Here is a 25,963-nt window from a genome sequence, read left to right on the forward strand (position 1 = left end):
CCGAAGGTGAAAGCTTGACCGGCATGTGGGCGTTTTGCGCGTTAAAGTCAAGCGATAGTTTTATAACGCCGCTGTCCGGCGACGCATGGCAGCCATGCGCAAGGTCGGCCGGTTATGGTTGGAATGGCGCGTCGGGGCGAACAATTATGGTTAAAAAAGGGTAGCGGTGCCGCTCGGTACATAGCAAACGGCGATTTTATCACATAACGTTTTTACGACGATATCCGGAAATATTTGATTCGACAGAAATGGAACTGCACGGTGTGGAGTATCGATTGACCGAAGGCAGCGGGTTGCTGGAAAAAGCTTACAGGGCCGTCACCGCCCTGGACCTGCCCGCGTGCATCAAGGACAGCGAGCTGCGCTATCTCATGGTCAATGCCGCCTATGGCCGGGTCATGGGGCGCCCGCCTGAAGCTTTCGTGGGACACTCCAGCCTTTCCCTGTCCGCAGATGTTCGTGATGCCGAGCGCGAAGACAGGGAACGTCGCTCGCTGGTTTTCGCCACGGATGAGGTACTCGCCTGCCATGGTGCAGCTTCTTCCGGGCCATATACGCTTCGCTGCGAACGCTTCACCGGCGATGACGGCAATCTGTTCCTGTTCGAAGTGTTTGAGGATATGCCACCGGTTGCGGTGGAGAATTTCGTGGGCGGCGACAGCGCCTCCAACCTCCTTTTCGGCAGCGGCGTGATTGATCTCATCGATGCCGGCATCGTGATTTATGACCGTGAAAACCGGCTGATCTATTGTAACAACCGCTTCGTGGACTTTTACAGCGCCTTTGGTGTGGAGCTGAAACCGGGTGTGCGGCTCGAGACGCTGATGGAGGCGGTGTATTTTTCGAGTGGTTACAGCGACGCAAAACCAGGCGATCCGGCTTTCGACACGTGGATGCAGGAGCAATTGCGGGATTTTTCCCTGCCCTATCTGGAAAGGGTATCGCAGTTTGCCGATGGCCGCTGGGTGCGCATGGTCAACAAGCGGCTGGAGAACGGCATGCTGGTCGGTCTGCGCATCGACGTGACGGAGTTCAAGGCGCATGAGACCCTGCTCAGCACGCAGATCCGCGAGACCTGGCTGCTGCGTGCCGCGTTGGAGCAATTGCCGGTGGCGGTGTTTCTGCGGGATCATGACAGGCGGCTGACCTTTGCCAATGCGGCCTATGAAAAATTTGTCGGAGGCGATCTCGCCCATTTTATCGGCAAGACCGAAAACGAGATGTTCCCGACGACCGGTGAGCAGTCCCGGCTTGAAAACGAGCGGCTGCTTGAAACGGGCGAAGCAATCGAGAAGGCGGAAACCCTGCCGCTACCGGATGGCACCTCCGTTCCCGTCATTACCCGCCTCGGCCGGGTGGCAACGCCTGACGACGAATATTATCTGGTCGGCTCGGTCACCGATGTCAGCCTGTTGCAGGACCGCGAAAATGCGCTGATTGCGGCGCAAGCACAGGCCGAAGCGCTGCACCGCCAGCTGGAGACGGTTCTTCATGCCCTGCCGGTGGGCGTGCTGCTCATCAACGCCGATCTCGTCATCGAATATGTCAATCCGTTCTTTTACGAGGTCTGGGGCGAAATCGGCGGCGAGAAATCGCTGGTCGGCAAAAGCTATCGCGAATTCATGGAGCTGAATTTCGAGAGCGGCCTTTACGACTATGGCGACATGTCGTTCGACGATCTCTACAACCAGCGAACGGAGCGGCTTCTCAGCAAGGAAGCCTCTGCCGCCCGCGAAGTGCGCAGCAAAAGCGGCAAGGTCACCGTCATCTCGAAAACCCGCCTCGATGGCGGGAAAATCCTCAGCACCTATGCTGACGTGACCGATGTGCGCATGCGCGACGCCGAGATCATGAAGGCCAAGGCCGAGCTGGAGCGCGTCGGCGAATATATGCAGGGCGCCACGCGCGCCATGGCGCAGGGGCTGGTGCTGGTCGAGCAGGGCACCATCATCATGTCCAACGAAGCGATGGCGCGGATGTTCGACGTGCCGCCGCATCTGCTGGAAAAAGGCCACAACTGGTCGGGCTTCTTTGCCCATTGCGCCAAGCGCGGAGATTTCGGCACGGCAGAGGAGGCGGCGGCAACGCTTGCCGCCTGGAAGGACAATATCGCCGCCAACCAGCCGTTTTCCTGGCTCATCCATGTGGCCGGCAAAACCTGGCTCAATCTCGAAGCCACCAACAGTTCCGGCAATTACTGGCTCGTCATCGTCACCGATGTGACCGAGATGAAGCTGCGCGAGGAGGAATTGCAGCGACTGCTTTCGCGGGCGGAAGCGGCGGATCGCGCCAAATCGGAATTCCTGGCCAATATGAGCCATGAAATCCGCACGCCGATGAACGGCGTGCTCGGCATGGCGGAGCTTCTGGCCAAGTCCAATCTGGACACGCGCCAGAAGACTTTTACCGATATCATCGTCAAGTCAGGCAATGCGCTTCTGACGATCATCAACGACATTCTCGATTTTTCCAAGATCGAGGCCGGGCAGATGAAGCTGCGCAGCGTGCCTTTCGATCCGGCCGAAGCGGTGGAGGATGTGGTTTCGCTTCTGTCCTCGGCGGCGCTGGAAAAGGACATAGAACTGGTCATCCGGATCGATCCGTCGGTTTTCGGCAAGGTCATGGGTGATGCCGGGCGGTTCCGCCAGATCGTCACCAACCTCGTCGGCAACGCCGTGAAGTTCACCGAAACGGGGCATGTGCTGATCGAGCTTGCCGCGCAATCGGCTGAGGCGTCCGAAACCATGCTCTCGCTGCGCGTTGAAGACAGCGGCATCGGCATTCCGCCTGACAAGCTGGAGACCATCTTCGACAAGTTCAGCCAGGTGGACGGTTCGGCGACGCGCCGGCACGAGGGAACAGGGCTTGGACTGGCGATCACGGTCGGCCTTGTCGGTCTCTTCGATGGTTCGATCAATGTCGTCAGCGAAGTCGGCAAGGGTTCGACCTTCGAGGTCAATATTCCATTTCAGGTCACCGAAAAACGGCGCGACGTTCCGCTTTCCGCCATGGCGATCGACGATATCCGGGTGCTCGTCATCGACGACAACGATGTCAATCGCCGCATATTGACGGAGCAACTGCGGACGTGGGGCATCGACGGCCATGCGGTGGAGGACGGTCCGTCCGGCATCGCCGTGCTGCTGGAGGCCGTGTCGCTCGGCTTTGCCATCGATGCCATCATCCTCGATTATCATATGCCTTTCATGAATGGGCTGGATGTGGTCGAGCGCATTCGTGCGGACAAGCGTTTCGATGAGATTGCCATCGTTTTCCTGACCTCCATGGATGTGGTGGGCGACGAGACGCTGTTTACCGATCTCAACGTGCAGGCGCATCTGATGAAACCGGCGCGGGCGAGGCTTTTGCGCTCTACCCTGTTCGATGTGGTGCGGGATGTGCGGCTGAAGCGCGCTAGGTCGCAGCCGCTGGCGCTGGAGGCAGACGGCGGAACCGTACGCCCGGAAAGGCGTCTGGCTGAAAAGAAACCGCGCATTCTGCCAGCGGTACCGGCTGTTTCCGAACGCCGCCGGCCGAGCCTGATCGACGTGCTGGTGGCCGAGGACAATGACGTCAACCAGATCGTCTTCACCCAGATTTTGCAGCAGGCGGGTTTGCGGTTCCTGATCGTCGGCAACGGCAAGAAGGCGGTTCAGGCGTGGGAGGAGAACAATCCCGCCATCATCCTTATGGATGTTTCGATGCCTGTCATGAACGGCCATCAGGCCACGCTCGCCATCCGCGCCGCCGAACAGGCCGCGGCCGACGGCCGGCATGTGCCGATCATCGGTGTTACCGCCCATACGCAGGACGCTGACCGGGAACTTTGCCTGCAGGCGGGCATGGATGATTATCTGTCGAAGCCGATCAGTCCTGAAATCCTCGAGGACAAGATCGCGCAATGGCTGGGGGATGCCATGCCCCGCCGTGACGCGCCGGGCGTCTGATCATCCGGCGCGGCGACGGTTCGGAATTGCCTCAGGCGCGCCGTTTGGTGCCGCAGAGCATCTCCCGCTTTCCGGCAAAGCCCTTGCGGCGCTCCAGATCAAAACCGGCAGCGATGAGGTTGCGGCGAACGAAACCGGCGGCGGCATAGGTGGCGAATGTGCCTCCCGGCGCCGTTTTGGTAAAGAGCGCCTGCATGATTTCCAGCGACCACATGTCCGGATTACGCGCCGGCGCGAAGCCATCCAGAAACCACGCGTCGAAACTCTCGCCGCTGGCGGCAATGCTGGCGAGCGCCTCGCCGCAGACCACCGTCAGACGTGTCTCGCCATCAAGCTCGATTTCGACCCTGCCTTGCGGCTCTTCCGGCCAGAGGGCGACAAGCGCCTTGCGCTCAGTATCTATCTCCGGCCAGCGGGAAAGCGCCCGGTCGATCTCGTCCGCTTTCATCGGATAAAGCTCGAAGGAGATGAAATGTAGTCTGGAGCGGCCGTTGCGGGCTTCTTTCCAATGGCGCCATGTCTCGCAGAGATTAAGGCCGGTGCCGAAGCCCAACTCACCAATGCGGAAGAAGCCCTCCCGTTCAAGCCAACGCTCTGGCAGGCCGTTTCCGGACAGGAACACATGGCCGCATTCCAGCCTGCCATCCGTCTGGCAATAAAAATGATCGTCAAAGGCCAGCGAATAGGGCATATCCCCGTCACGCCAGTCGAGTGCGGTATGGGTTTCTCCGGTTGCGGAACCGGTCTCTGTGCCAGCCTCTGGAATAGTGTCGTTGGAATTTCTCATGGCTAATGCCGATAGTCCTGCTTTCGAACAGGGTCAATCTCCAAGATTGCCGGGCTCCGTGCCGCTCCTCATCGTTGGTGGCGGCATTATGGGGCTTTGGGCCGCCGTCAAGGCCGAACGGCTCGGTATAGACACCCTGCTGGTGGAGGCGGAGCAGCTTGGCAGTGGAGCAAGCGGCGGGCTGCTTGGCGCCTTGATGCCGCATATGCCGGACCGCTGGTCGGACAAGAAGCAGTTCCAGTTCGATGCCCTTGTGGCGCTGGAAACTGAGATCGCCGGGCTGGAGGCCGAGACCGGGCTTTCCGCCGGTTATCGCCGTTGCGGCCGGATCATTCCTCTGCCCAAGCCGCATCTGCGCGGCATCGCGGAGCGGCACGAACGGGATGCCGGGGAAAACTGGATTTCGGGCGAGTGCAGGTTCCACTGGCATGTCGGCGACAGGCCTTCGGTGGCAGACTGGGTGGATAATGCGGCAGGGCAGGCCGGCTTTGTGCTGGATACGCTGGCGGCGAGGGTCTCGCCGCGCGCGATGATCGCCCTTCTCTCGGCGTTTCTCCGCAAGGCCCGGCATGTGCGGGTGGCGGAACGGTGTTCGGTGGTTTCGCTCGACCCGCAAGCTGGGCGAGCGATGTTATCTTCGGGAGATGAGGTTGCCTTCGGCCATGTTGTCGTCGCAAACGGACATGGTTCTTTTCCCCTGCTTCGTGACGCGATGGGTCTGGAGGCCGGTGTTGCGCTCGGGCAGGCGGTGAAGGGGCAGGCGGCGCTTCTTGATGCGGCGGCCGATCCGGCCATGCCGGTCGTCTTCCTCAACGGTCTTTACATCGTGCCGCATGAGGATGGCACCGTCGCCATCGGCAGTACCAGCGAAGATTGTTTTTCTGAGCCTTTCAGCACCGACGAAAAACTGGAAAAGCTGCTTGCAGAAGCACGTAGCGTGGTGCCATCGCTTGCCCACGCACCGGTTCTGGAACGGTGGGCCGGCCTGCGGCCGAAGGCGGTCGGCAGAGACCCGATGGTGGGGTCGGTTGCCGGTTATCCGAAGCTTGTCGCGCTTTCGGGTGGCTTCAAGGTCAGCTTCGGTCTTGCCCATTTTCTTGCCGATGCGGCGTTGCAAACCGTGTGCGGGGAGACACCTGACGTACCCGCCGGGTTTCGCCTTCAACAACACGTGAATATTGCCGTCACGGACTTTAGAAAGTGCTGATCAGGCCGTCCACGTCGTTAATCTGTCACGCAAATCACCTATTTGCTGGCCTGCAACGAGGCCGGTTTGGCCGCTTTTGCGGCGAGGTGACAGCGCATGCGATACGCCATTCATTTCACGCCTACCCCCAATGACCCCCTGACGCAGGCAGCCGCCGCGTGGTTGGGGCGCGATGCCTATTCCGGTCAGGCAGTGGAGCCGCCGGGCATGATCGATCTCGGCATGCAGGAGATTTCCTACCACACGGCGCTGCCGCGCCGTTACGGTTTCCATGGCACGATCAAGGCTCCTTTCCGGCTTGCCGAGGGCCATTCCGAAGCCGCTCTCCTGCGCGACCTGATGTATTTTTCCGGCAAGCAGGATCCTTTCACGCTTCCGCAACTTGTGATAGCAAGGCATGGGAATGTCTTCAGCCTCGTTCCAGAGCGTCCCTGCGAAGTGCTGCATTTTTTTGCCGCCCGCGTCGTGCAGGAATTTGACCGTTATCGCGCGCCGCTTTCCGAGGCGGAGATTGAGCGTGCCGATCCGGACCGGCTTTCGGCCTCGCAGCTCACCAACCTGCATCGCTGGGGCAGCCCGCATGTGATGGATGAGTTCCGGTTCCAGATGTCGCTGACGGGTGGTGTTGAGCCTGCCAGCAGCCAGAGAGTTGAGCGTGCCGTGCGCAAGGTTTTCGAGCCGCTGCTGACCCGGGAGCTACAATTTTCCAGCCTTGCTCTCTTCATCGAAGACGAGCCCGGCGCACCTTTCCGTGTGCACTCTCTGCATCCCATGGGCCGCGTTTCCGCGCGCAAGATTGCCTGAGAAACAGCCGTCCATAATCGTATACAAAAAAGCATCGGAATGTCGGCAAAATTGATCTCGACATTCCGGATGCGGATGATACCGTTCGGCATCGCATATCCAAAGTTTGCGCCGTTTACCCATTCCGGGGCCGGCGCGCTTTGGAGATTTGTTTATGTCTCCCGAAATCGGTTTCCGCCTTGGGGAGAGATGTCTTGGGTGGCTGAATGATTTCCGACAATTACTCCCGCAATCTGGTGGGCTATGGCCGTGATGTTCCCGATCCGAAATGGCCGGGCGGCGCACGCATCGCCGTGCAATTCGTCATCAATTACGAGGAGGGCAGTGAAAGCTGCATTCTCGATAATGACAAGGCGTCGGAATCGCTGCTGTCGGAAATTGTCGGCGCCCAGCCCTGGCCCGGCCAGCGTAACCTGAATATGGAATCGATCTATGAATATGGCTCGCGCGCCGGCTTCTGGCGGCTATGGCGCATGTTCACCAGTCTTGGCGTCACCACCACCGTTTATGGCGTGACGGCGGCCATGGCCCGTAACCCGGAAGCGGTCGCGGCCATGAAGGAAGCGGGCTGGGAAATTGCCAGCCACGGGTATCGCTGGCTGGAATATAAGGATTTTTCCGAAGAGGAAGAGCGCAAGCATATAACCGAAGCCGTGCGCCTGCACACTGAAGTGACGGGGGAACGTCCCTACGGCATGTATCAGGGCAAACCTTCGGACAATACGCTGCGGCTTGTCATGGAAGAGGGCGGTTTTCTCTACTCGTCTGATTCCTATGCTGACGATCTGCCCTATTGGGTGAAGGACGCGAAGGACGAGCCGTTCCTGATCATTCCCTATACGCTTGACACCAACGACATGCGTTTCGCCACGCCGCAGGGTTTCAATTCCGGCGACCAGTTCTTCGCGTATCTGAAGGACGCTTTCGACGTGCTCTATCAGGAAGGCATTGACGGCGCGCCGAAGATGATGAGCATCGGCCTGCATTGCCGCCTTGTCGGCCGCCCCGGTCGCGCGGCGGCACTACGCCGTTTCATCGAATATGTGCTCAGCCATGACAAGGTGTGGATCCCGCAGCGGATCGAGATCGCCCGGCACTGGCATGATCATCATAAGCCGGAGACGCTTTGATGGTGACTCGACAGGAATTTGTCGACCGTTTCGGCGGTGTGTTCGAACATTCGCCCTTCCTCGCCGAGCGGGCCTGTGATGCCGGCGCGGTCGAGGGGGATTTGACGGCGAAGGTGATTCACGCCGCACTCACCGCGCAGTTCCGTGCCGCTTCCGAGGCTGAAAGGCTTGGCGTGTTGCGGGCGCATCCGGATCTTGCCGGCAAGCTGGCGATTGCGGGCGAGCTGACGGCGGATAGCCGCAACGAACAGGCAGGTGCGGGGCTCGATCGGCTTTCGCCAGCGGAACATGCGCGTTTTACCGAGTTGAACAACGCCTATACCCAAAAATTCGGCTTTCCCTTCATCATCGCGGTCAAGGGGCTGAACAGGCACGACATTCTTTCCGCCTTCGAAACCCGCATTGGCAATGATGCGGCGCAAGAGTTCGCGACTGCCACGGCGCAGGTGGAAAAAATCGCCTGGCTGCGCCTTTCCACGATGCTGCCGGAGGGCTGAATTGGCGAGCGGTGGCCGTTCTGCTAGGATCGTGCTGTCTGGAGATTGAACCATGAGACCGTCCGAGGTGCTGGAGAAGAACAGGGAGGCGATCCGCGAAGCGACAAAGCGCTTCAATGCGGCGAACCCGCGCGTATTCGGCTCCGTCGCTCGCGGTGAGGACCGGCCGGACAGCGATCTGGATATTCTGGTGGATGTGCTGCCGGGCACGACTTTGTTTGATCTGGGTGGTTTACTGGAGGAATTGAAGTCGTTGCTTGGCGTCGAGGTCGACGTTGTCACCACAGGTGGCCTGCATTCGGATATAAGAGCGCGTGTTCTGAAGGAAGCCAAAGCGGTATGAGTACGGATCGGCTTCTGCTCTATCTGAAGGAAATGGATGTTGCCGCCTCCAGAATAAGGGATTTCATTCAGGATATGGATGAGGCGGATTTTTCTTCTGACACACGGACGCAGATGGCGGTCATGATGGGTCTTGCCCTGATTGGCGAGGCGGTTGTCAAACTCGACAAGCATTACCCCGCGTTTTTACAGCAGCACCCGGAAATTCCCTGGATCAAGATGAAGGGTATGCGCAATCTGATCGTGCATGATTATTTCCGGGCGGAGCTCTCGGTCGTCTGGAAAACCATAACGCAGAGTATTCCGGATTTGCAGGCGCGTCTCTCCCTTCTCCGAAACTGGCATGCCCAAGGTGAATGACATTTGACTGATTATCTCGACATAAAACCCCTTACCAAGCAAGCATTCGCATCCTTCGGCGATGTGATCGAAATTACGCCTTCTTCCATGCGCCACATCAATGGCGGCCAGACCGAGAGGCACCATGCACTTGCCGCACCCGAGGCAGCGGGCGAGGATGCGCGTATCATCCTCAATATTTTCCGCGGGCAGCCGCGGGTGTTCCCCCATGTCATCGAGATGATGGAGCGGCATCCGCTCGGCAGCCAGAGTTTTTCGCCGCTGTCCGGCCGGCCTTTCCTCGTCGTCGTTGCGGAAGACGACGGTGGCAGACCCACGCGGCCGCAGGTGTTTCTGGCGCGTGGTGATCAGGGTGTGAATTACCGCCGCAACGTCTGGCATTATCCCCTGATGCCGTTGCAGGCGGTCTCTGATTTTCTGGTTGCCGATCGCGAAGGGCCTGGCAACAATCTGGAAGAATATTTTTTCGATGAGCCCTTCATGATCGCGGAGCCAGAGCTATGACCGGTCTGACCACCCATGTTCTCGACGCCGCCCATGGCACGCCTGCCGAGGGGCTGACGATCGAGCTTTATCGGCTGTCGGGTGATCGCCGCGAGAAGATCAAGACAGTCGAGACAAATAGCGATGGCCGTGTGGATGGTGGGCCGTTGCTTATCGGCGACAGTTTTAAGGCGGGTGAATATGAGCTGGTTTTCCATGCCGGCGATTATCTGCGCGGCAAGGGCGTTGTGCTGCCGGAACCGGCCTTTCTCGATATTATCCCGATCCGTTTCGGCATTGCCGATGAGAGCGGCCACTACCATGTGCCGCTGCTGCTTTCGCCCTTTAGCTATTCCACCTATCGAGGAAGCTGACCGCCATGATCTTTGCCGCCATTGCCGATATTCACGGAAACTGCGCTGCGCTGGAGGCCGTGCTTGAGGATATCGCCAGGCTCGGCATCAAGGACATCGTCAACCTCGGCGATTGTTTCAGCGGGCCGCTGGAGGCGGGTTTTACCGGTGATGTGCTGGTTGGCAACTGGATACCCAGCATTCGCGGCAATCACGACCGGGAACTGATCGAGCGCGCACCGGAGGATATGGGCAGCTGGGAAAGGCCGGCCCATGCGCAGATGACCGCCGCGCATCTGGACTGGCTGCAGACTTTGCCGTTCAGCATGGTGTTTAAAGACGTTGCCTATTGCTGCCACGGCTCACCGCGCGACGATCTCGACTATTGGCTGGAAACGCTTTCGCCGGAAGGTGTGCTGAAACTGCGGCCGCTCGCCGAAATCGAGGCGAGGGCGGAAGGTATAGCGCAGCCGCTGATGCTGTGTGGCCATACCCATATTCCCCGCGCGGTGCAGCTTTCCGATGGCCGCCTGATCGTCAATCCCGGCAGCGTCGGCTGCCCCGGCTGGAAGGACGATACGCCCTTCGACCATCACGTCGAGGCCGGTCATCCGCTTGCCAGCTATGCGGTGCTGGAAGAAACCGGGCGCGGCTGGCAGGTCTATTTCCGGAATATCCGCTACGACAATCTGGCCATGGCCGAGATGGCGCGGGCCAATGGCATTTCGTATCTGGCGGATGCGCTGGAGAATGGCTGGATCAAGCGGTAAAACTTATCCCTCGCTATTCATCACCACGCAGGCATAAGACTGCGCCTTCAGTTCCTTGCAGGCGGAAACCGCCGAAGACTGGTCTTCGAAGCCGGTGAAGCGGGCGCGGTAGAGGGTTGCTGATCCGCTTTGCACCGCTTCGGTATAGGGGGCGATCCCGGCATAGCTTCCGATGTTCGAGCGCGCATTGGCAAGCAGGGAGCGGGCGGCGGCTTCACTATCGGCTGCGGCGATCTGCACTTCCCAGCGGCTTCTCTCGCCCGTGGCAGCAACGGGGGCGGGTTTCGGAATGGCGGAGACCTGAATCATGTCGGCCATCTGGTTGTTGGCCGTGGCGATCTGCATGGCGACCGGGTCGGAGCGGCGTTCGGCAAACATTGGCAATGGTACCGATGCGGTCGGGACGGCTGCGGGCGGCACATCGAAGGTGCGGCTGACATTGGCGCTGGCGACGAGCTGTTCGGTGTTGCGGCTTCTCGATGCCTGCGGCACGGCCTTGTCGAGAAGGGCGGCCATCTGGGCATCGCGGCTGCGGGCGGTCTTGCCGCCCAGCACGACGCCGACGACGCGGCGGCCATTGTGGTTGATGGCGCTGACGAGGTTGAAGCCGGAGGCATTGGTGTAACCGGTCTTGATGCCATCCATGCCCCGATAGCGATACATCAGATTGTTGTGGCCGCGGATGCGTTTTCCCCGGAAGCTGAAGGATTCCATGGCGAAGAGGCCATACTCTTTGGGAAAGTCGCGCTGCAGCGCAAGGCCGAGCTTCGCCATGTCACGCGCTGTCGTCACCTGCGATTTGCTGGGCAGGCCGGAAGCGTTGCGGAACACCGTCTTCGACATGCCGAGCTGGCGGGCCTTGCGGGTCATCATTTCGGCGAACCTTGCCTCGGAGCCGCCGAGGTGATCGCCCATGCCTTCCGCCATGTCATTGGCGGATTTGACGATCATGCCATAAACGGCTTCGCGCACGGTGAAGGTCTGGCCCTGACGCACATAAAGCTTGGAGGGGATGACGGCTGCACCATTCCTGGACATCTTTATCTTCTGATCCCAGCGAATCCGGCCGGCATGCAGCGCCTCGAAGGTCATGTAAAGCGTCATCATCTTGGTGAGCGAAGCGGGGTGGTTCAACACATCGGCATTGCGGGACGCCAGAACCTTGCCGGTATTGGCATCCATGATGAAATGGGCATAACCGGCCTGCGCAGGCGATGCCTGCAATGAGAGGATCGCGCAAAAGAAGGCGAGTGCGAAGACCCATGTTCCCGCCATTCCCCGTTTGACCGTTCCCGACATAATCCGCCCCTTTTGTTTGACCACCGCTGTTGATTTCAAGTTTTACTGACACTTTCAGGCAACAAAACCGCTAAAACTTTAGAGATCGCTTTCATGCTTAATTAAGTATGAATTTCAACCCATCCGCTGCCCTCACAATTTCCTTGAAAAGAAACCTACCGTCCGGTATGTTTGCAAACATGACAAATGCTCACGAACGTAAAAAACAGCCGGAAATCGTGCGCCGCAATCTTCTCGATTGCGCGGCGAAACTTGCTGCTGATCAGGGCGTTGCCGCGCTTTCCGTGCAGGCGGTGGCCGATGCCGCCGGGGTGACGAAGGGCGGGTTATTCCACCATTTCGCCTCCAAGCAGGTCTTGCTGGAGGCGGTGATGGCGGACCTTCTGGGCGCGCTGGATGCGGAAATCGACGCCCTCATCTCACAGGATTGTGAAGCTTATGGGAGCTTCACGCGGGCCTATGTCAACGCGGTTTTCGATGATCGCGACCGGGATTCGGGCAGGCAGTGGGCGGCGATCTCGGTTTCCATGGTCGGCGAACCGTCGCTCAGGCGCATGTGGACCAGCTGGGTAGAGGGGCGTCTTGCCCGTCATAAAGATACGGATGACGGGGTGGTACTGGAGATGGTGCGGCTTGCGGCTGATGGCATCTGGTTTGCCGATCTGCTGGCCGATGATGGCAGGGCAGGTGGCGACAGGGTGGCTCTCAAGGCCCGGATGATCGCCCAGACGACAAAGGAAACGGAACGATGAACGCGGCTGTTTTTACCTATGGGGCGCTTGTCGCGGCCATTATCTGCGAGGTCATAGCAACCTCTTTCCTGCAGCAGTCGCAGCAATTCACCAGGTTGCTGCCGACGGTGCTGATGGCGGTGTTTTACGGCGCGGCCTTTTATCTTCTGTCATTCACGCTGCGCGTCATCCCTGTCGGCGTGGCCTATGCGATCTGGAGCGGGCTCGGCATAGTGCTGATTTCCGGCATTGGATATTTTGTTTTCCGCCAGACGCTGGATATTGCCGCCGTTATCGGTCTCGGTTTCATCATCACCGGCGTGGTGATCGTGAATGTGTTTTCGAAGACGGTGGGGCATTGACGGCATCCCTCCACCCTCATTCCTGTGCTTGTCACAGGAATCCAATCGGCGCGCGTCTGCGCGACGGAAAGACTCCTTTCAGCCCAAGGACTTGGGCTGGCTGGATCCCTGTGACAGGCACAGGGATGAGGGAGGCGGCGTAGGGCGGGACTTCATGACGCCTCGGCTCTGAGGCGCTGCCCCATCTACTCTACGTCACCATCACGCCAAAATACTGCGATCCACATCCGTGATCAGCCTCTTGCCGCAAAGCGCCATGCTGACATCCATTTCCTTGCGGATGATCTCCAGCGCCGTCGTCACGCCCTGTTTGCCATCAGCGCCGAGGCCGTAGAGGAAGGGGCGGCCGATATAGGTGCCCTTGGCACCGAGCGCTACTGCCTTCAGTACGTCCTGACCGGAGCGAATGCCGCCATCCATGTGCACCTCGACCCTGTCGCCGACAGCATCGACGATCTTCGGCAGCATGGCGATGGAGGAATGCGCGCCATCGAGCTGGCGGCCGCCATGGTTGGAGACGATGATGGCGTCGGCGCCTGTGTCGAGCGAGGCGCGCGCATCTTCCTCGTCAAGAATGCCCTTGAGGATCAGCTTGCCGCCCCAGCGCTGCTTGATCCATTCGACATCTTTCCAGGACAGGCGCGGATCGAACTGCTCCGCCGTCCATGAAGAGAGCGACGACAGGTCGGAGACGTTTTTGGCGTGCCCGACGATGTTACCGAAGCTGCGGCGCTTGGTGCGAGCCATGTCCAGGCACCATTTCGGCCGGGTCGCCATCTGCCAGATATGTTTCGGGGTGAATTTCGGTGGCGCCGACAGGCCGTTGCGCAAATCCTTGTGACGCTGGCCGAGAACTTGCAGGTCGAGCGTCAGCACCAGTGCCGAGCACCCCGCCGCCTTGGCGCGGTCGATCAGGTTGTTGACGAAGTCCCGGTCCTTCATCACGTAAAGCTGGAACCAGAAGGGCTTCGACGTGACGGATGCGACATCCTCTATGGAGCAGATGCTCATGGTGGAGAGCGTGAAAGGCACGCCGAATTCCTCAGCCGCTTTTGCGGCCAGCATTTCGCCATCGGCATGTTGCATGCCGGTCAGCCCGGTGGGGGAGAGCGCCACCGGCATCGAAACCTTCTCGCCGACCATTTCTGTCGCCAGCGACCGGTCGGTCATATCCACCAGCACGCGCTGGCGCAGCTTTATCTTCGCGAAATCATCCTCATTGGCGCGGTAGGTGCTTTCCGTCCAAGCGCCGCTATCGGCATAGTCGAAAAACATTTTTGGCACACGGCGCTGAGCCTGTCGCTTCAGGTCCGCTATGGTGAGGATTTTGCCCATGGATAAAGCCTTCACATTTGAATGATGGCTTCACATAGCATGAATGTGGCGGCTGCAACATCAAAATCGACGGATTTTCATCACCAGAACGCCCGCAAAAACAGTTCGGCTCCCAGTAAAAGCAGGCAGATGAGAAACCAGCGCCGGAACGTCGCCGGGCTGACGATATAGCGGATCTTCTGGCCAAGCCACATGCCGGCGAGCGCGGGCAGCACGGCCAGCGCGGAAAGCGACAGATGCTCAACGTGAAAGGCATTCTGGGAGGCAAGGCCGGCGGCGAGCGCGACGGTGGAGACGGTGAAGGAAAGGCCAAGCGCCTGCACGAGATCATCGCGGCTGAAACCGAGCGACTGGATATAGGGCACGGCGGGCACGACGAAAATTCCGGTGCCGCCGGTCAGCAGGCCTGTTGCCAGCCCCATAACCGGGGAGAGCTTCGGTTCCAGCCTTGCCGGAATCGAGACGGGTCTGGCAAACAGGCTGTAGGCCGCGTAAGCCGCAAGGCAGAGGCCGAGCGCCGAGGTAGTCCAGACGCCGGTGCCTGACGTCATCAGCCGGATGCCGATGAGGGTGCCGAGGGCGATGGCGATCATCATCGGCCATAGCCGCTTCACGATGGCCCGGAAATCCGGCCCGGCCAGTAACTGCCAGATATTGGTGATGAAGGAGGGCAGGATGAGCAGCCCTGCGGCAATGACCGGCGGCATGAAGAGACCGAGCACGCCCATGGCGACGGTGGGCAGTCCCATGCCGGTGACGCCCTTGACGATGCCGGCGACGATGAAGGTCGCGAGAACCATGAGCAGGGTGGTTGTGTCGAAGTTGGCCACGGGGTGCTCCACAGCGTTTTCGCATTCGGCCGAGACGGCGTCAGGCAATCATGTATAGCGAGCGGGTGCGGCACGGTTCTTCTCCCCGCCGGGGAGAAGGTGGCCCGAAGGGTCGGATGAGGGGGCAACGCCAGCGATTGACCGCACGCTTGCCCCCTCATCCCGCTGCCGCGGACTTCTCCCCGGCGGGGAGAAGAAACAAGCGGCATCCGCTCGCTCCAATATGTGACTGATATAATTGAGTGAGCGGCTTTATGTTTCGGCCCAAGCCGAACTATGCCAGCACGCTCTTCATTGCCCTGCCGGCCACATAGGTCTCGACCACCGTGCGGTCATCACCCATTGTCAGCATCAGGAACAGTTCTTCCGTCAGGCTTTTCACCACTTCCATTTTCAGCGCCATGGCAGGCGTGGAGGAGGCGTTGAGCACCGTGATGTCGGCATCGGTGCCGGCGTCCAGCGTGCCGATGCGGTCGACCATGGAAAGCGCTTCGGCGTTGCCGCGCGTCATGAGATACCAGCTTTCCAGCGGGTTGAGGCGCTCGCCCAGCAATTGCTGGATCTTGTAGGCCTCATCCATGGTGCGCAGCATGGAATAGCTCGATCCGCCGCCGATATCGGTCGCAACCGCGATACGAACAGGCTTTTCGCGCCGTTGCAGCTTCTTCATCGGGAACAGGCCGGAACCGATGAAGAGGTTGGAGGTGGGGCAATGAACGGCGACTGCGCCGGTTTCCGACAGCACATCCGCTTCGCGTTCGGAGAGGTGGATGGCGTGGCCGAGCAGGGTCTTGTTGCCCATCAGGCCGTAGCGCACATAGATATCGGTGTAATCGGTCGCCTCGGGGTAAAGCTCGCAGGTATATTTGATCTCGTCCAGATTTTCGGAAAGATGCGTCTGGATGAAGAGATCGGGAAACTCCTGTGCCAGCGCCTGGGCGGCTTCCATCTGTTTCGGCGTGGAGGTGATGGCGAAGCGGGGGGTGATGGCGACGTGGTTGCGGCCCTTGCCGTGCCAGTCGGCGATCACCTGCCGGGTCTCGTCATAGGAGGTTTCCGGCGTGTCCAGCAGGCCCTGCGGGGCATTGCGGTCCATCATCACCTTGCCGCCCACCATCAGCATGTTGCGCTTCATGGCCTCAGTGAAAAAGGCATCGGCGGAGGTCTTGTGCACGGAGCAATAGGCAGCGGCCGTGGTGGTGCCGTGGCGCAGAAGCTCGTCGTAAAAATGCGTGGCGATGCGCTGTGCATGGGCGGTTTCGACGAAACGGCATTCTTCGGGGAAAGTATAGGTGTTCAGCCATTCCAGCAGATTGGCGGCATAGGAGCCGATGACCTGCATTTGCGGGAAATGCAGGTGCATGTCGATAAGGCCTGGCACGATGAGGTGCGGGCGGCGGTCCTTTTCCTCGATGTCTTCGGGGGCTTTCGCACGGATATCGACGTATTCTCCAATGGCGGCGATCTTGCCATTTTCGAGCAGCAGGCCGCCATCTTCGATATAGAGATAGCTTTGCGTATCGTCGATTGTGAGCGGCGCGCGGCGGAAGCTCAGCAGGCGGCCACGCAGCAGAACCATGCTCATTCGGTCTTTCCTTCGGCTTTCCCAGCCCCGGAGACCGCGCTTTCATACCATGCGGTCAGCACTTTGCGCTCATCCGGGGTGATGGCGGTGATGTTGCCGGGAGGCATGGCATGGCTGCGGCCGGCTTGCAAATAGATTTCGCGGGCATGGGCGGCGATCTGCGCGTCGGTTTCGAGCTTCACCGATTTCGGCGTGAAGGGCACGCCCTCCCACACCGGCTCGGCGGCGTGGCACATGGAACAGCGGCCCTGAACCACATCCCGCGCCTTGGTAAAATGAGCGTCGCTGACGAATTGCTGCTGCATCGGCGAAAGCGTCGCCGCCTTCTGCTCTTCCTCGCCGGTCAGCACTTTCGGCACGGTGGAAAGCCACATGATGACGATGAAGATGAGGGCGGTCGCAAGCCAGGTCCATGTCGGCTTGCCCTTGCGGGCATGGGTGGTGTTGAACCAGTGGCGGATGGTAACGCCCATCAGGAAGACCAGCGCTGCGATGATCCAGTTGAACTCAGTCGCAAAGGCCAGCGGATAGTGGTTGGACAGCATGAAGAAGATGACAGGCAGCGTCAGATAGTTGTTGTGCAGCGAGCGCTGCTTGGCGATGCGGCCATATTTCGGGTCCGGCGTGCGCCCGGCAATTAGGTCTGCGACGACGATCTTCTGGTTCGGAATGATGATGAAAAACACGTTCGCCGACATGATGGTGGCGGTAAACGCGCCGAGATGCAGGAAGGCGGCACGGCCGGTGAAGACCTGCGTATAACCCCATGCCATCGCCACCAGCGCGACATAAAGCACGATCATCAGGCCCCAGGTATTGTTGCCGAGCGGCGATTTGCAGAGGAAATCGTAAAACAGCCAGCCGATGGCCAGCGATGCAAGCGACAGACAGATGGCCTGAAACTGGGTGAGCGCCAGCACCGAATGGTCGATGAGGAAAAGGTCCGCGCCGCCATAATAAACGATGCAGAGCATGGCGAAACCGGAAAGCCAGGTGACGTAGCTTTCCCATTTGAACCACGTCAGATGCTCGGGCATCTGGGCGGGGGCGACCAGATATTTCTGGATGTGGTAAAAACCGCCGCCATGCACCTGCCATTCCTCGCCATAGGCCCCCGGCGGCAGATGCGCCCGTTTGACCAGCCCGAGATCGAGCGCGATGAAATAAAAGGATGAGCCGATCCAGGCGATGGCGGTGATGACGTGGAGCCAGCGAACGGCAAAGGCCATCCATTCCCACGCAATGGCATATTCGTACATGCGGTTCCCCTGATCCTTGTGCAGCGCACCTTGCGAGAAATTTGACCGTTAGGAAAGGGAAAAGCAAACACCACGCGATGATTGTTCACAATCTGGTTCGCTTGTGTGCACAACCCTTTCGGCATGTGGATTGCGCGATGGCAAGCCCGGTAAAGCTGCGCCAAACGCCGTCGCCCTGTCGTTTGTGCTTAGCTGGCTAATGCGACTCAGCTATTATCCTTCGTGCGGTCTGCCGATGTGCTAGACTATCGGGCTGCGGGGCCTGAAGGCTTCGATGACATGTTTTCGCTGGCGGTTCATTCCGAAAGCGGGCGCTGCGAACCCCGGGGGCGGGGCAGATCGAGGGCGGATGTCGCAGTTCCCGGTGCTGTTGCGTCCGGGTGTGCATGAATGCTTGGATTTTGAATGAAGTGACGCAATGACCTTCCGGCACCGCCGTTGTTTTCAACGGAGACCATGCCGATGCGCCTTGTTCTGACGGTCCTGCTTCTGCTGCTGGCGGTCAGCGCCACAGCACTTGCCCATGAATCCCACAAGGGGTTCAAATATGAGAGCTATTGCTGCAATGGCGATGCCGAAACCGGCGACTGCCAGATGATCCCCACGCGAAGCGTTCGTGTCACGCCCGACGGTTATGAGGTTTCGCTCGCCCCCGGCGATCACCGCATGGTCACGCGGCGGCATATCTTCAACTGGTCGCAGAGCGAGGCAAGACGGTCCGAGGACGGCGAATATCATCTCTGTCTGTTTCCGGATGAGGATACACCGCGCTGTTTTTATGCGCCGGATATGGGATTTTGATGTGGCGGCAGGGGCCGGCTTTCCTCGATCCGCTTCAGTATCCAGTCGCGAAACAGCGTTATCTTGCGAATGTTCCGGCGGTTTTCCGGATAGACCAGCCAGTAGTTCTTTCCCTCGTTGCTGAGATGCCCGAAGGGCTGGTAAAGACGCCCGAGCGCGATCTCGTCGGCGTAAAGTTCAGGGGTGAGCATGGCCACACCCTGACCCGCGATCGCGGCTGCCGCTTCGAAAGCCTGAACGCTGAGGCGGCTGCGCGGATAACGCTCCAGATTTGGGTTTTCGATGCCGACTTCCCGGAACCATTGGCTCCACCACACGTCGCCGGGATCGATGATGCGCAGCCGCAGCAGGTCTTCCGGTTGCTTCAAGCCGCCGATGCTCTGCGCAAGATCGGGATGCAGCATCGGCGTGTATACGCCGGGAAGCAGCCGGTGATAGGTCAATCCCTTCACGTCATCTTTGCTCCAGCGAATGGCGACATCGCAGTCCGACTGATTGAAATCGATCAGTGTTCCCGATGTTTCCAGTCTGACGGCGATGGAGGGATGCTCCAGTTGGAACGCGCCCAGATGTCGCGACAACCAGCGCGATGCGAAGGTGGCGGTGGAATGGATGGTCAAGGTGGCGTCGGGCGTGTCGCGCACACTGTCGACGGCTTCCGTCAGAATATTGAAGGCTTCCGCAACCTTCGGGGCCAGTTTCTGCCCCGCTTCCGTCAGCGATACCTGCCGCGCCGTGCGCAGGAAAAGCGGCTCGCCGATATTTTCCTCCAGCAGCTTCACCTGATAACTCACCGCCGTCTGCGTCATGCCCAGCTCCTCACCAGCCTTGGTGAAGCTCAGATGTCTTGCGGCGGCATCGAAGACGCGCAGGGCATTCAGGGGGAACTGGCGAGACATTTTCATGGATAAGTTCTCTTTATGCCAAAGGCCAAAGGTTTCATTGGTTTTTCTCCGGAAACCAGAGCATTTTTAGCTCAATTCATCAACTGTACTTCTGACATTTCTGAATGGAGACGAACATGCGCACAGCACTCTTGCGCGCGTGGTCCCGCCTGCGCGCGGGTCTACGGACAGCGGAACGGTTTACCCTTGAAAGCTTTCAGCCGGACAATCTGGCCGATGAAAGCCTGCCCGATGGGCTCAGGCGTGATCTTGGCCTTGAGGATGGGCGCGTTGATTTTCGTTGCGACGGGTTTCGGCAGCGGAAAATGCTTGCAGCAACTCGGCTGCCACAAGGGCCGCTATGACGGCAGGGCGCTTGTCCCGGACGCTGGTGCCGCCGATGGGCAGGATGAGTTTTGCAAGGCGGGAAGGGGGCTCTCCTTCCCGCTCCAGCCAATGGGCGAAAGTGGCGCGTTTGGTTTTCGAGCCGATCATGCCGACATAGGCGAGATCGTCGCGAGCAAGCGCTTCCTTCGCAATCAGGAAATCGAGCGCGTGATCGTGGGTAACGATGATGGCCGCGCCGTTTGCCGGGATTTTCGCAACGAACGCTTCCGGCATGGGGGTCAATATGGATGCGATGCCGGCCGGAAGATCGCGCAGCTCGGCTTCCCGCGTTTCCACCATGGTCAGGGTCAAAGGCAACAGCGACAGCGCTTCAGCCAGCGCTTTGCCGACATGGCCTGCCCCGAAAATGAAGACGGCGGGCTGCTGTTCGGCTTCACCCTTCAGCCTTGCCTCCAGCGCGGCGGCGATTTCCGCCGTTATGTGCCGGAAGCGGATGAGGGTGCGACCGCCGCAGCATTGGCCTATTTCCGGGCCTAGCGGAATGTCCATGCGGTCTTCGGCGGCACCCGTTCGCAGCATGGCGCGGGCGTGGTCTATCGCCATATATTCGAACTGCCCGCCGCCGATGGTTTCCCATAGGGCTTCCTGGCTGACCAGCATGAAGGTGCCGGCCTCGCGCGGGGATGAGCCTTTGACGGACTCGATTTCCACGAGGATTGCGGGGGCTGGGCGGGCGAGGAAAGTGGATAAGGAGGTGTCAGGCATTGGGGCTGGCCCCCTCATCCGGCGCTTTGCGCCACCTTCTCCCCGGCGGGGAGAAGAAACCCGGAGCACTGGCTCCGCCCACCTTACATGCTTTCAGAAAAGGCGAGTCGGCGCGGCAGATTTCTTCTCCCCGCCGGGGAGAAGGTGGCGCGAAGCGACGGATGAGGGGGCTCGGCCGCATGGGTACGTCCTCCCTCACACCTTCTTCAACCGTTCCACTGCCATCAGAACCCGTTCGGGCGTTGCCGGTGCATCGAGGCGCGGGCAGACCTTGTAGTCGGCGACGGAGGCGACGGCCATGGAGAGGGCTTCCAGAACCGAGATCGCCAGCATGAAGGGTGGCTCGCCCACGGCCTTGGAGCGGCCGATGGTAGGTTCGGCATTTTCCGACCATTCCGTCAGCTGAACGTTGAAGATTTTCGGCCGGTCGGAGGCGAGCGGGATCTTGTAGGTGGAGGGCGCATGGGTGCGCAGCCGCCCCTTGCCGTCCCACCACAATTCCTCCGTCGTCAGCCAGCCCATGCCCTGCACGAAGGCGCCCTCGATCTGGCCGATATCGATCGCCGGGTTGAGCGACTTGCCGACATCGTGGAGGATATCGGTGCGTTCCATCATGTATTCGCCGGTCAGCGTATCGATCGACACTTCCGAGCAGGCCGCGCCATAGGCGAAATAATAAAACGGCGTGCCGCGTCCGGCGGCGCGGTCCCAGTGGATTTTCGGCGTCTTGTAAAAACCGGCGGCGGAAAGCTGCACGCGGGCGAAATAGGCCTTTTTGATGAAATCATTGAAGGCGATTTCCTCAAGGCCGATGCGCACCCGGTTCGGCAGGAAGACGACTTCTTCTTCCGGCACATTCCAATTTTCAGCGGCGAATTTGATGAGCCGCTCGCGAATCTGGCGGGCGGCGTCATAGGCCGCCATGCCGTTCAGATCGGTGCCGGAGGAGGCGGCGGTGGCCGAGGTGTTCGGCACCTTGCCGGTGGTCGTGGCTGTTATCTTCACCCGGCCGATATCCACCTGGAAGGCATCGGCCACCACCTGCGCCACCTTGGTGTAAAGGCCCTGGCCCATTTCGGTGCCGCCATGGTTCAGGTGGATGGAGCCGTCATTATAGATATGCACCAGCGCGCCCGCCTGATTGAAGGCGGTCATGGTGAAGGAAATGCCGAATTTTACCGGGGTGAGCGCGATGCCCTTGCGGATGATCGGGCTGGTCCTGTTGAACTCGATGATTGCCTCGCGTCGTGCGTTGTAGTCGCTCGACGTCTCCAGCTCCTCGACGACACGGGCAATGATGTTGTCCTCGACTTCCTGATGATAGGGCGTCGTTGTGCGGCCCGAGCCGGTCTCGCCGTAGAAATTCAGTTTGCGGATATCGAGCGGATCCTTGCCAACGGCATAGGCGATCTCCTCAATGAACCGTTCCGCGCCGAGCATGCCCTGCGGGCCGCCGAAACCGCGAAAGGCGGTGTTTGAGACGGTGTGGGTTTTCAGCGGCCGCGAGGTGAGGTGCACATGCGGATAGAAATAGCTGGAATCCGCATGGAACAGCGCGCGGTCCGTGACCGGGCCGGAGAGATCGGAGGAAAAGCCGCAGCGGGCGGCATAGGTGGCGTCCACGGCGTGGATGCGGCCTTCGTCATCGAAGCCAAGCTCGTAATCGACGCGGAAATCATGGCGCTTGCCGGTAGCGCTCATGTCCTCGTCGCGGTCCGGGCGAATTTTCACGGCCCGGTTCAGTTTCTTGGCGGCAATGGCGCAGAGGGCGGCAAACTGGTTGCCCTGCGTTTCCTTACCGCCGAAACCGCCACCCATGCGGCGCACCTGCACCGTGACGGCGTTGGACGGCACCTGCAGGATGTGGCTGACGATATGCTGGATTTCGCTCGGATGCTGGGTGGAACTCCACAGCGTCACCTCGTCGTCTTCGCCCGGCACGGCCATGGCGATGTGGCTTTCGAGATAAAAATGCTCCTGCCCGCCGATCCGCATGGTGCCGGTGAGGCGGCGAGGTGCTACATCCATTTCGAGCTTCGCATCGCCGCGTTTCAGCGTCATCGGATCGATGACGAGCGCGCCGCCATTCTCAATTGCCGTATCGATATCGGTGAAATGCGGCAGGTCCTTATAGGTGATCTTTGCCTTGCGGGCCGCCTTTCTGGCTATATCGCGGGTTTCGGCAAAGACCGCGAAGATCGGCTGTCCGTGGAATTCGACCTTCGTTTCGGCCAGCAAAGGTTCGTCGTGACGGCCGCCTGACGAGACATCGTTTTCGCCGGGCACATCCTTGCCGGTCATGACCCACAACACACCCGGTGTGGCTTCCACTTCGGAAAGGTCCATCGAGACGATTTCTGCATGTGCGCGGTCGGAAAGGCCGAGTGCGCCGTGGATGAGGCCGGCGGGTTCGGGGATATCATCGATATATTCGGCGCTGCCGGTCACATGCTTATGGGCGGAATCGTGCCGGAGCGACGTATGGATGGGGCCGTCGATTTCGGTCTTGGTTTTGTCGAAGCTTGTGGTGTCCATTGTTCAAGCCTCCTCCAGCGTGAAGCGCGCAAGTTCCTGCTTTTCGCCCGAAGTCTCAAGGAAGAACCGCGTCAGCAGGTTCTTGGCCGTCAATTGGCGATATTCGGCGGTCGCGCGCCAGTCGGTTAGCGGTGTAAAATCCTCGTCCAGCACATCGCGCGCCGCGTCGATAGTATCTTGCGACCACGCCTTGCCGAGAAGGGCTGCCTCCAGATGCGCGGCCCGTTTCGGCGTGCCGGCCATGCCGCCAAAGGCGATGCGGATATCTTCGATGGTGCCTTCAGCGTCGAGTGTCAGATTAAAAGCGGCGCACAGCGCGGAAATATCCTCGTCGCGCCGTTTGGAAATCTTGTAGACGGCGTAATGGCTTTCCGGTCTCTGGAACGGGATGAAGAGCTTTTCGACGAATTCGCCGCTCAGCCGGTCCTGTTTGCCGTAATCGATGAAATAGCTCTCCAGCGGCACGGTGCGGCCGCCGGAAGACGAGCGCAGGGTGAGCGTCGCGCCAAGCGCGATCAGCGCCGGTGGTGTATCGCCGATGGGCGAGCCGTTGGCGATGTTGCCGCCGATGGTTCCCATATTGCGCACCTGCTCGCCGCCGAGGCGGTTGAACAGCCGGGCAAGCGGTGGGAAATGGTCTGCAATGGTCTTGAAGGCCTGGCTGTAGGTGACGCCGGCACCGAGCGTGACGCCGTCCTCATCCACGGTAATCGTCTGCAAATCCCCGAGATTGTTGATGAAGATTACCGGGTTCAGCGCTCGCATCTGCTTCGTCACCCACAGGCCGACATCGGTGCAGCCGGCGACGATGGTGGCCTTCGGTTCAGCGGCGTAAATCTCGGTCAAATCGGAAAGCGTCGCCGGAATGATGGTGCGATCCTCGCCTCTGACGACGGTGATCGTCTCGTTTTCGCGGATTGCCCAGAGCCGTGCCATGATGTCGGTGCGGTCCCGTTGCAGCGGGTCGAAGAGTGCACTGGGGCGGGCCGCGGCGATTTTTTCGGCGGCCTTCACGATCGGCTCATAACCCGTGCATCGACAGAGATTGCCTTGCAGCGCCTTTTCGATATCGGCGCGGCCGGGTTTTTCGCTGGTCAGCCAGAGGCCATAAAGCGACATGATGAAGCCCGGCGTGCAGAAACCGCATTGCGACCCGTGGAAATCCACCATGGCCTGCTGAACGGGGTGCAGCGTGCCATCGCGGGCGGCCAGATGCTCCACCGTGACGATGTGGGTGCCGTGCAGCGAGCCTAAAAAACGGATGCAGGCATTGACGCTTTCATACCGCAGCGAACCATCCAGCAGCCGCCCGACCAGCACCGTGCAGGCGCCGCAGTCGCCTTCCGCGCAGCCTTCCTTGGTCCCGGTCAACCGCTTGCTGATGCGGAGGTAATCGAGAAGCGTGTCGGTCGGTCCGAAATCCCTAAGCGAGATGGTTTCGCTGTTGAGGATGAAGCTGATCGCGTCTTTCATGCAATGCCCTGCTTTTTGTCCGGCTGCCGAGCCGGTTTCTTGTCATTATCCCGATACATCTATGCACGACCGCGCGTGCATATCGATTTCCGTTTTGGCAATTCATTGTTTCCATAACGGAAAGAAAAACCGGCAATTATTGCGCCGTCCAGCCGCCATCGACGGAAATATGCGTGCCGGTGATGTTGCTGGCTGCGTCGCTTGCCAGAAACAGGGCAGCAGCCGCCACATCGTCGACGGTGACGAATTGCTTGGTTGCCTGCAATTCCAGCATCACGTCGTTCTTCACCGCCTCTTCGCTGATGCCGCGCACCTTGGCCATTTCCGGTATCTGCTTTTCGACAAGCGGTGTCAGCACGTAACCGGGACAGATGGCGTTGACGGTGACGCCGGTCTGCGCAAGTTCAAGCGCTGCCGTCTTCGTCAGGCCCATGATGCCGTGTTTGGCCGCCACATAGGCCGATTTGAACGGCGAGGCGACGAGGCCATGGGCCGAGGAAATGTTGATGATGCGGCCTTTACCGGCCTTTTTCATCAGCGGTATCGCGGCGCGCATGGTATGGAAGGAACTGGTCAGATTAATGGCGATGATCCAGTCCCATTTTTCCGTCGGGAAGTCCTCGATGGGCGCGATATGCTGGATGCCGGCATTGTTGATGAGCACATCCACCGAGCCGAGCTTTTCGTGGGAGGAATTGATGAGGTCGGCGATCTCGTGCGGCTTCGTCATATCGGCCGGGTGGTAAAGCACGCGCCCGCCGCTTTCGGCCTCCAGCAAAAGGCGCAGTTTTTCAATCTCGTCCTCGTCGCCAAAGCCGTTCAGCACGATATTGGCGCCTTCCCGCGCAAATCGCTGGGCGATGCCAAGGCCGATACCGCTTGTAGAGCCTGTCACGATAACTGTCCGATGCATGCTTTCCCCTTTTTGCATTACTTCGCACATGTTTAAGCAGGTTATGCCCAAAGGGGGCAGGCTGGCAATCGCCATTTAGGATTGAGAGGTCAGCACGGTTCCTGGCGCTGCGGCCATCGATTTTTTCGACGCTAAGCATCCAGATTTTGCGGCAGATTTTACG

At 59.8% G+C, this 25,963-nt stretch carries 24 protein-coding genes; 13 read left to right on the forward strand and 11 right to left on the reverse strand.

The genetic code is table 11. The features are described 5' to 3' along the window. Nucleotides 1-248 precede the first annotated feature (248 nt). Nucleotides 249-3,947 (forward strand): response regulator, encoded by a 3,699-nt coding sequence (locus tag DXT96_RS11300; RefSeq protein ID WP_153514891.1) that lies wholly within the window; start codon nucleotides 249-251, stop codon nucleotides 3,945-3,947. A 31-nt stretch (nucleotides 3,948-3,978) separates the two neighbouring features. Here the strand turns inward: DXT96_RS11300 and mnmD are convergent, their stop codons facing one another. Next, entirely contained in the window at nucleotides 3,979-4,734 is a 756-nt protein-coding gene (gene mnmD, locus DXT96_RS11305) for a tRNA (5-methylaminomethyl-2-thiouridine)(34)-methyltransferase MnmD (protein ID WP_153514892.1), read from the reverse strand. On the opposite strand from mnmD, the gene DXT96_RS11310 reads away from it, so the two are divergent. The 9 genes from DXT96_RS11310 to DXT96_RS11350 all read left to right on the forward strand — a co-directional run bounded on the left by DXT96_RS11310 (nucleotide 4,733) and on the right by DXT96_RS11350 (nucleotide 10,680). Continuing rightward, nucleotides 4,733-5,941, forward strand: coding sequence for an FAD-binding oxidoreductase (locus tag DXT96_RS11310; protein WP_153514893.1), 1,209 nt, complete (start codon nucleotides 4,733-4,735; stop codon nucleotides 5,939-5,941). The two genes, mnmD and DXT96_RS11310, sit on opposite strands and share 2 nt — an antisense overlap. A gap of 96 nt (nucleotides 5,942-6,037) precedes the next feature. After that, nucleotides 6,038-6,745 (forward strand): DUF1045 domain-containing protein, encoded by a 708-nt coding sequence (locus tag DXT96_RS11315; protein WP_153514894.1) that lies wholly within the window; start codon nucleotides 6,038-6,040, stop codon nucleotides 6,743-6,745. Nucleotides 6,746-6,951: 206 nt separating this feature from the next. Next, nucleotides 6,952-7,875, forward strand: a complete 924-nt coding sequence (puuE, locus tag DXT96_RS11320; RefSeq protein WP_153514895.1) for an allantoinase PuuE — start codon at nucleotides 6,952-6,954, stop codon at nucleotides 7,873-7,875. Then, nucleotides 7,875-8,372: a 2-oxo-4-hydroxy-4-carboxy-5-ureidoimidazoline decarboxylase gene (gene uraD / locus DXT96_RS11325; RefSeq protein WP_153514896.1), complete on the forward strand. Its 498-nt coding sequence runs from the start codon at nucleotides 7,875-7,877 to the stop codon at nucleotides 8,370-8,372. Before puuE ends, uraD begins: the two co-directional genes overlap by 1 nt. A 52-nt stretch (nucleotides 8,373-8,424) precedes the next feature. After that, entirely contained in the window at nucleotides 8,425-8,715 is a 291-nt protein-coding gene (locus DXT96_RS11330) for a nucleotidyltransferase family protein (RefSeq protein WP_153514897.1), read from the forward strand. Beyond that, a complete protein-coding gene (locus tag DXT96_RS11335; RefSeq protein WP_153514898.1) occupies nucleotides 8,712-9,074 on the forward strand; it encodes a DUF86 domain-containing protein in 363 nt (120 codons plus the stop codon). The genes DXT96_RS11330 and DXT96_RS11335 overlap by 4 nt, the downstream gene beginning before the upstream one ends. 3 nt (nucleotides 9,075-9,077) lie before the next feature. After that, nucleotides 9,078-9,578 carry an ureidoglycolate lyase gene (locus DXT96_RS11340; RefSeq protein ID WP_153514899.1) on the forward strand — a complete coding sequence of 167 codons (501 nt, stop codon included), beginning with the start codon at nucleotides 9,078-9,080 and terminating at the stop codon, nucleotides 9,576-9,578. Then, nucleotides 9,575-9,931: a hydroxyisourate hydrolase gene (uraH, locus tag DXT96_RS11345; RefSeq protein WP_153514900.1), complete on the forward strand. Its 357-nt coding sequence runs from the start codon at nucleotides 9,575-9,577 to the stop codon at nucleotides 9,929-9,931. Before DXT96_RS11340 ends, uraH begins: the two co-directional genes overlap by 4 nt. Nucleotides 9,932-9,936: 5 nt before the next feature. Further along, nucleotides 9,937-10,680: a metallophosphoesterase gene (locus tag DXT96_RS11350; protein ID WP_153514901.1), complete on the forward strand. Its 744-nt coding sequence runs from the start codon at nucleotides 9,937-9,939 to the stop codon at nucleotides 10,678-10,680. A 3-nt stretch (nucleotides 10,681-10,683) separates the two neighbouring features. On the opposite strand, the gene DXT96_RS11355 is transcribed toward DXT96_RS11350, so the two are convergent. Beyond that, the gene (locus DXT96_RS11355) at nucleotides 10,684-11,955 is read right to left on the reverse strand and encodes a D-alanyl-D-alanine carboxypeptidase (RefSeq protein WP_194287631.1); all 1,272 of its coding nucleotides are present in this window, start codon (nucleotides 11,953-11,955) and stop codon (nucleotides 10,684-10,686) included. 191 nt (nucleotides 11,956-12,146) lie between these two features. Between DXT96_RS11355 and DXT96_RS11360 the strand changes: the two genes are divergently transcribed. Both DXT96_RS11360 and DXT96_RS11365 read left to right on the forward strand, forming a co-directional pair. Further along, entirely contained in the window at nucleotides 12,147-12,731 is a 585-nt protein-coding gene (locus DXT96_RS11360) for a TetR/AcrR family transcriptional regulator (RefSeq protein ID WP_153514903.1), read from the forward strand. Then, the gene (locus DXT96_RS11365) at nucleotides 12,728-13,072 is read left to right on the forward strand and encodes a multidrug efflux SMR transporter (RefSeq protein WP_153514904.1); all 345 of its coding nucleotides are present in this window, start codon (nucleotides 12,728-12,730) and stop codon (nucleotides 13,070-13,072) included. Before DXT96_RS11360 ends, DXT96_RS11365 begins: the two co-directional genes overlap by 4 nt. A gap of 201 nt (nucleotides 13,073-13,273) precedes the next feature. On the opposite strand, the gene DXT96_RS11370 is transcribed toward DXT96_RS11365, so the two are convergent. From DXT96_RS11370 to puuD, 4 genes are all read right to left on the reverse strand, one after another. Continuing rightward, nucleotides 13,274-14,407, reverse strand: a complete 1,134-nt coding sequence (locus tag DXT96_RS11370; RefSeq protein ID WP_153514905.1) for an alpha-hydroxy acid oxidase — start codon at nucleotides 14,405-14,407, stop codon at nucleotides 13,274-13,276. A gap of 80 nt (nucleotides 14,408-14,487) precedes the next feature. After that, nucleotides 14,488-15,207 carry a sulfite exporter TauE/SafE family protein gene (locus DXT96_RS11375; RefSeq protein WP_153515116.1) on the reverse strand — a complete coding sequence of 240 codons (720 nt, stop codon included), beginning with the start codon at nucleotides 15,205-15,207 and terminating at the stop codon, nucleotides 14,488-14,490. Nucleotides 15,208-15,511: 304 nt separating this feature from the next. Beyond that, nucleotides 15,512-16,822 carry a guanine deaminase gene (gene guaD, locus DXT96_RS11380; RefSeq protein ID WP_153514906.1) on the reverse strand — a complete coding sequence of 437 codons (1,311 nt, stop codon included), beginning with the start codon at nucleotides 16,820-16,822 and terminating at the stop codon, nucleotides 15,512-15,514. Further along, complete coding sequence (gene puuD, locus DXT96_RS11385) at nucleotides 16,819-18,081, reverse strand: urate hydroxylase PuuD (RefSeq protein ID WP_153514907.1); 1,263 nt, start codon at nucleotides 18,079-18,081, stop codon at nucleotides 16,819-16,821. The genes guaD and puuD overlap by 4 nt, the downstream gene beginning before the upstream one ends. Before the next feature lie 462 nt (nucleotides 18,082-18,543). Here puuD and DXT96_RS11390 point away from each other — a divergent pair, with 462 nt between their 5' ends. Next, nucleotides 18,544-18,882 carry a hypothetical protein gene (locus tag DXT96_RS11390; protein ID WP_194287622.1) on the forward strand — a complete coding sequence of 113 codons (339 nt, stop codon included), beginning with the start codon at nucleotides 18,544-18,546 and terminating at the stop codon, nucleotides 18,880-18,882. On the opposite strand, the gene DXT96_RS11395 is transcribed toward DXT96_RS11390, so the two are convergent. The 5 genes from DXT96_RS11395 to DXT96_RS11415 form a co-directional block, all read right to left on the reverse strand. Beyond that, complete coding sequence (locus DXT96_RS11395; RefSeq protein ID WP_153514909.1) at nucleotides 18,858-19,787, reverse strand: LysR substrate-binding domain-containing protein; 930 nt, start codon at nucleotides 19,785-19,787, stop codon at nucleotides 18,858-18,860. The two genes, DXT96_RS11390 and DXT96_RS11395, sit on opposite strands and share 25 nt — an antisense overlap. 237 nt (nucleotides 19,788-20,024) lie before the next feature. Further along, on the reverse strand, nucleotides 20,025-20,879 hold the full coding sequence (gene xdhC, locus DXT96_RS11400) for a xanthine dehydrogenase accessory protein XdhC (RefSeq protein ID WP_194287623.1): 855 nt from the start codon (nucleotides 20,877-20,879) through the stop codon (nucleotides 20,025-20,027). Nucleotides 20,880-21,074: 195 nt separating this feature from the next. Next, nucleotides 21,075-23,414: a xanthine dehydrogenase molybdopterin binding subunit gene (gene xdhB / locus DXT96_RS11405; protein WP_153514911.1), complete on the reverse strand. Its 2,340-nt coding sequence runs from the start codon at nucleotides 23,412-23,414 to the stop codon at nucleotides 21,075-21,077. A 3-nt stretch (nucleotides 23,415-23,417) separates the two neighbouring features. Then, nucleotides 23,418-24,887 carry a xanthine dehydrogenase small subunit gene (xdhA, locus tag DXT96_RS11410; RefSeq protein WP_153514912.1) on the reverse strand — a complete coding sequence of 490 codons (1,470 nt, stop codon included), beginning with the start codon at nucleotides 24,885-24,887 and terminating at the stop codon, nucleotides 23,418-23,420. A gap of 136 nt (nucleotides 24,888-25,023) precedes the next feature. Next, nucleotides 25,024-25,800, reverse strand: coding sequence for a 3-hydroxybutyrate dehydrogenase (locus tag DXT96_RS11415; RefSeq protein WP_153514913.1), 777 nt, complete (start codon nucleotides 25,798-25,800; stop codon nucleotides 25,024-25,026). Nucleotides 25,801-25,963 lie beyond the last annotated feature (163 nt).

It is taken from the genome of Agrobacterium sp. ICMP 6402 (assembly GCF_009498615.1).
GTDB classification, from domain to species: domain Bacteria; phylum Pseudomonadota; class Alphaproteobacteria; order Rhizobiales; family Rhizobiaceae; genus Agrobacterium; species Agrobacterium burrii.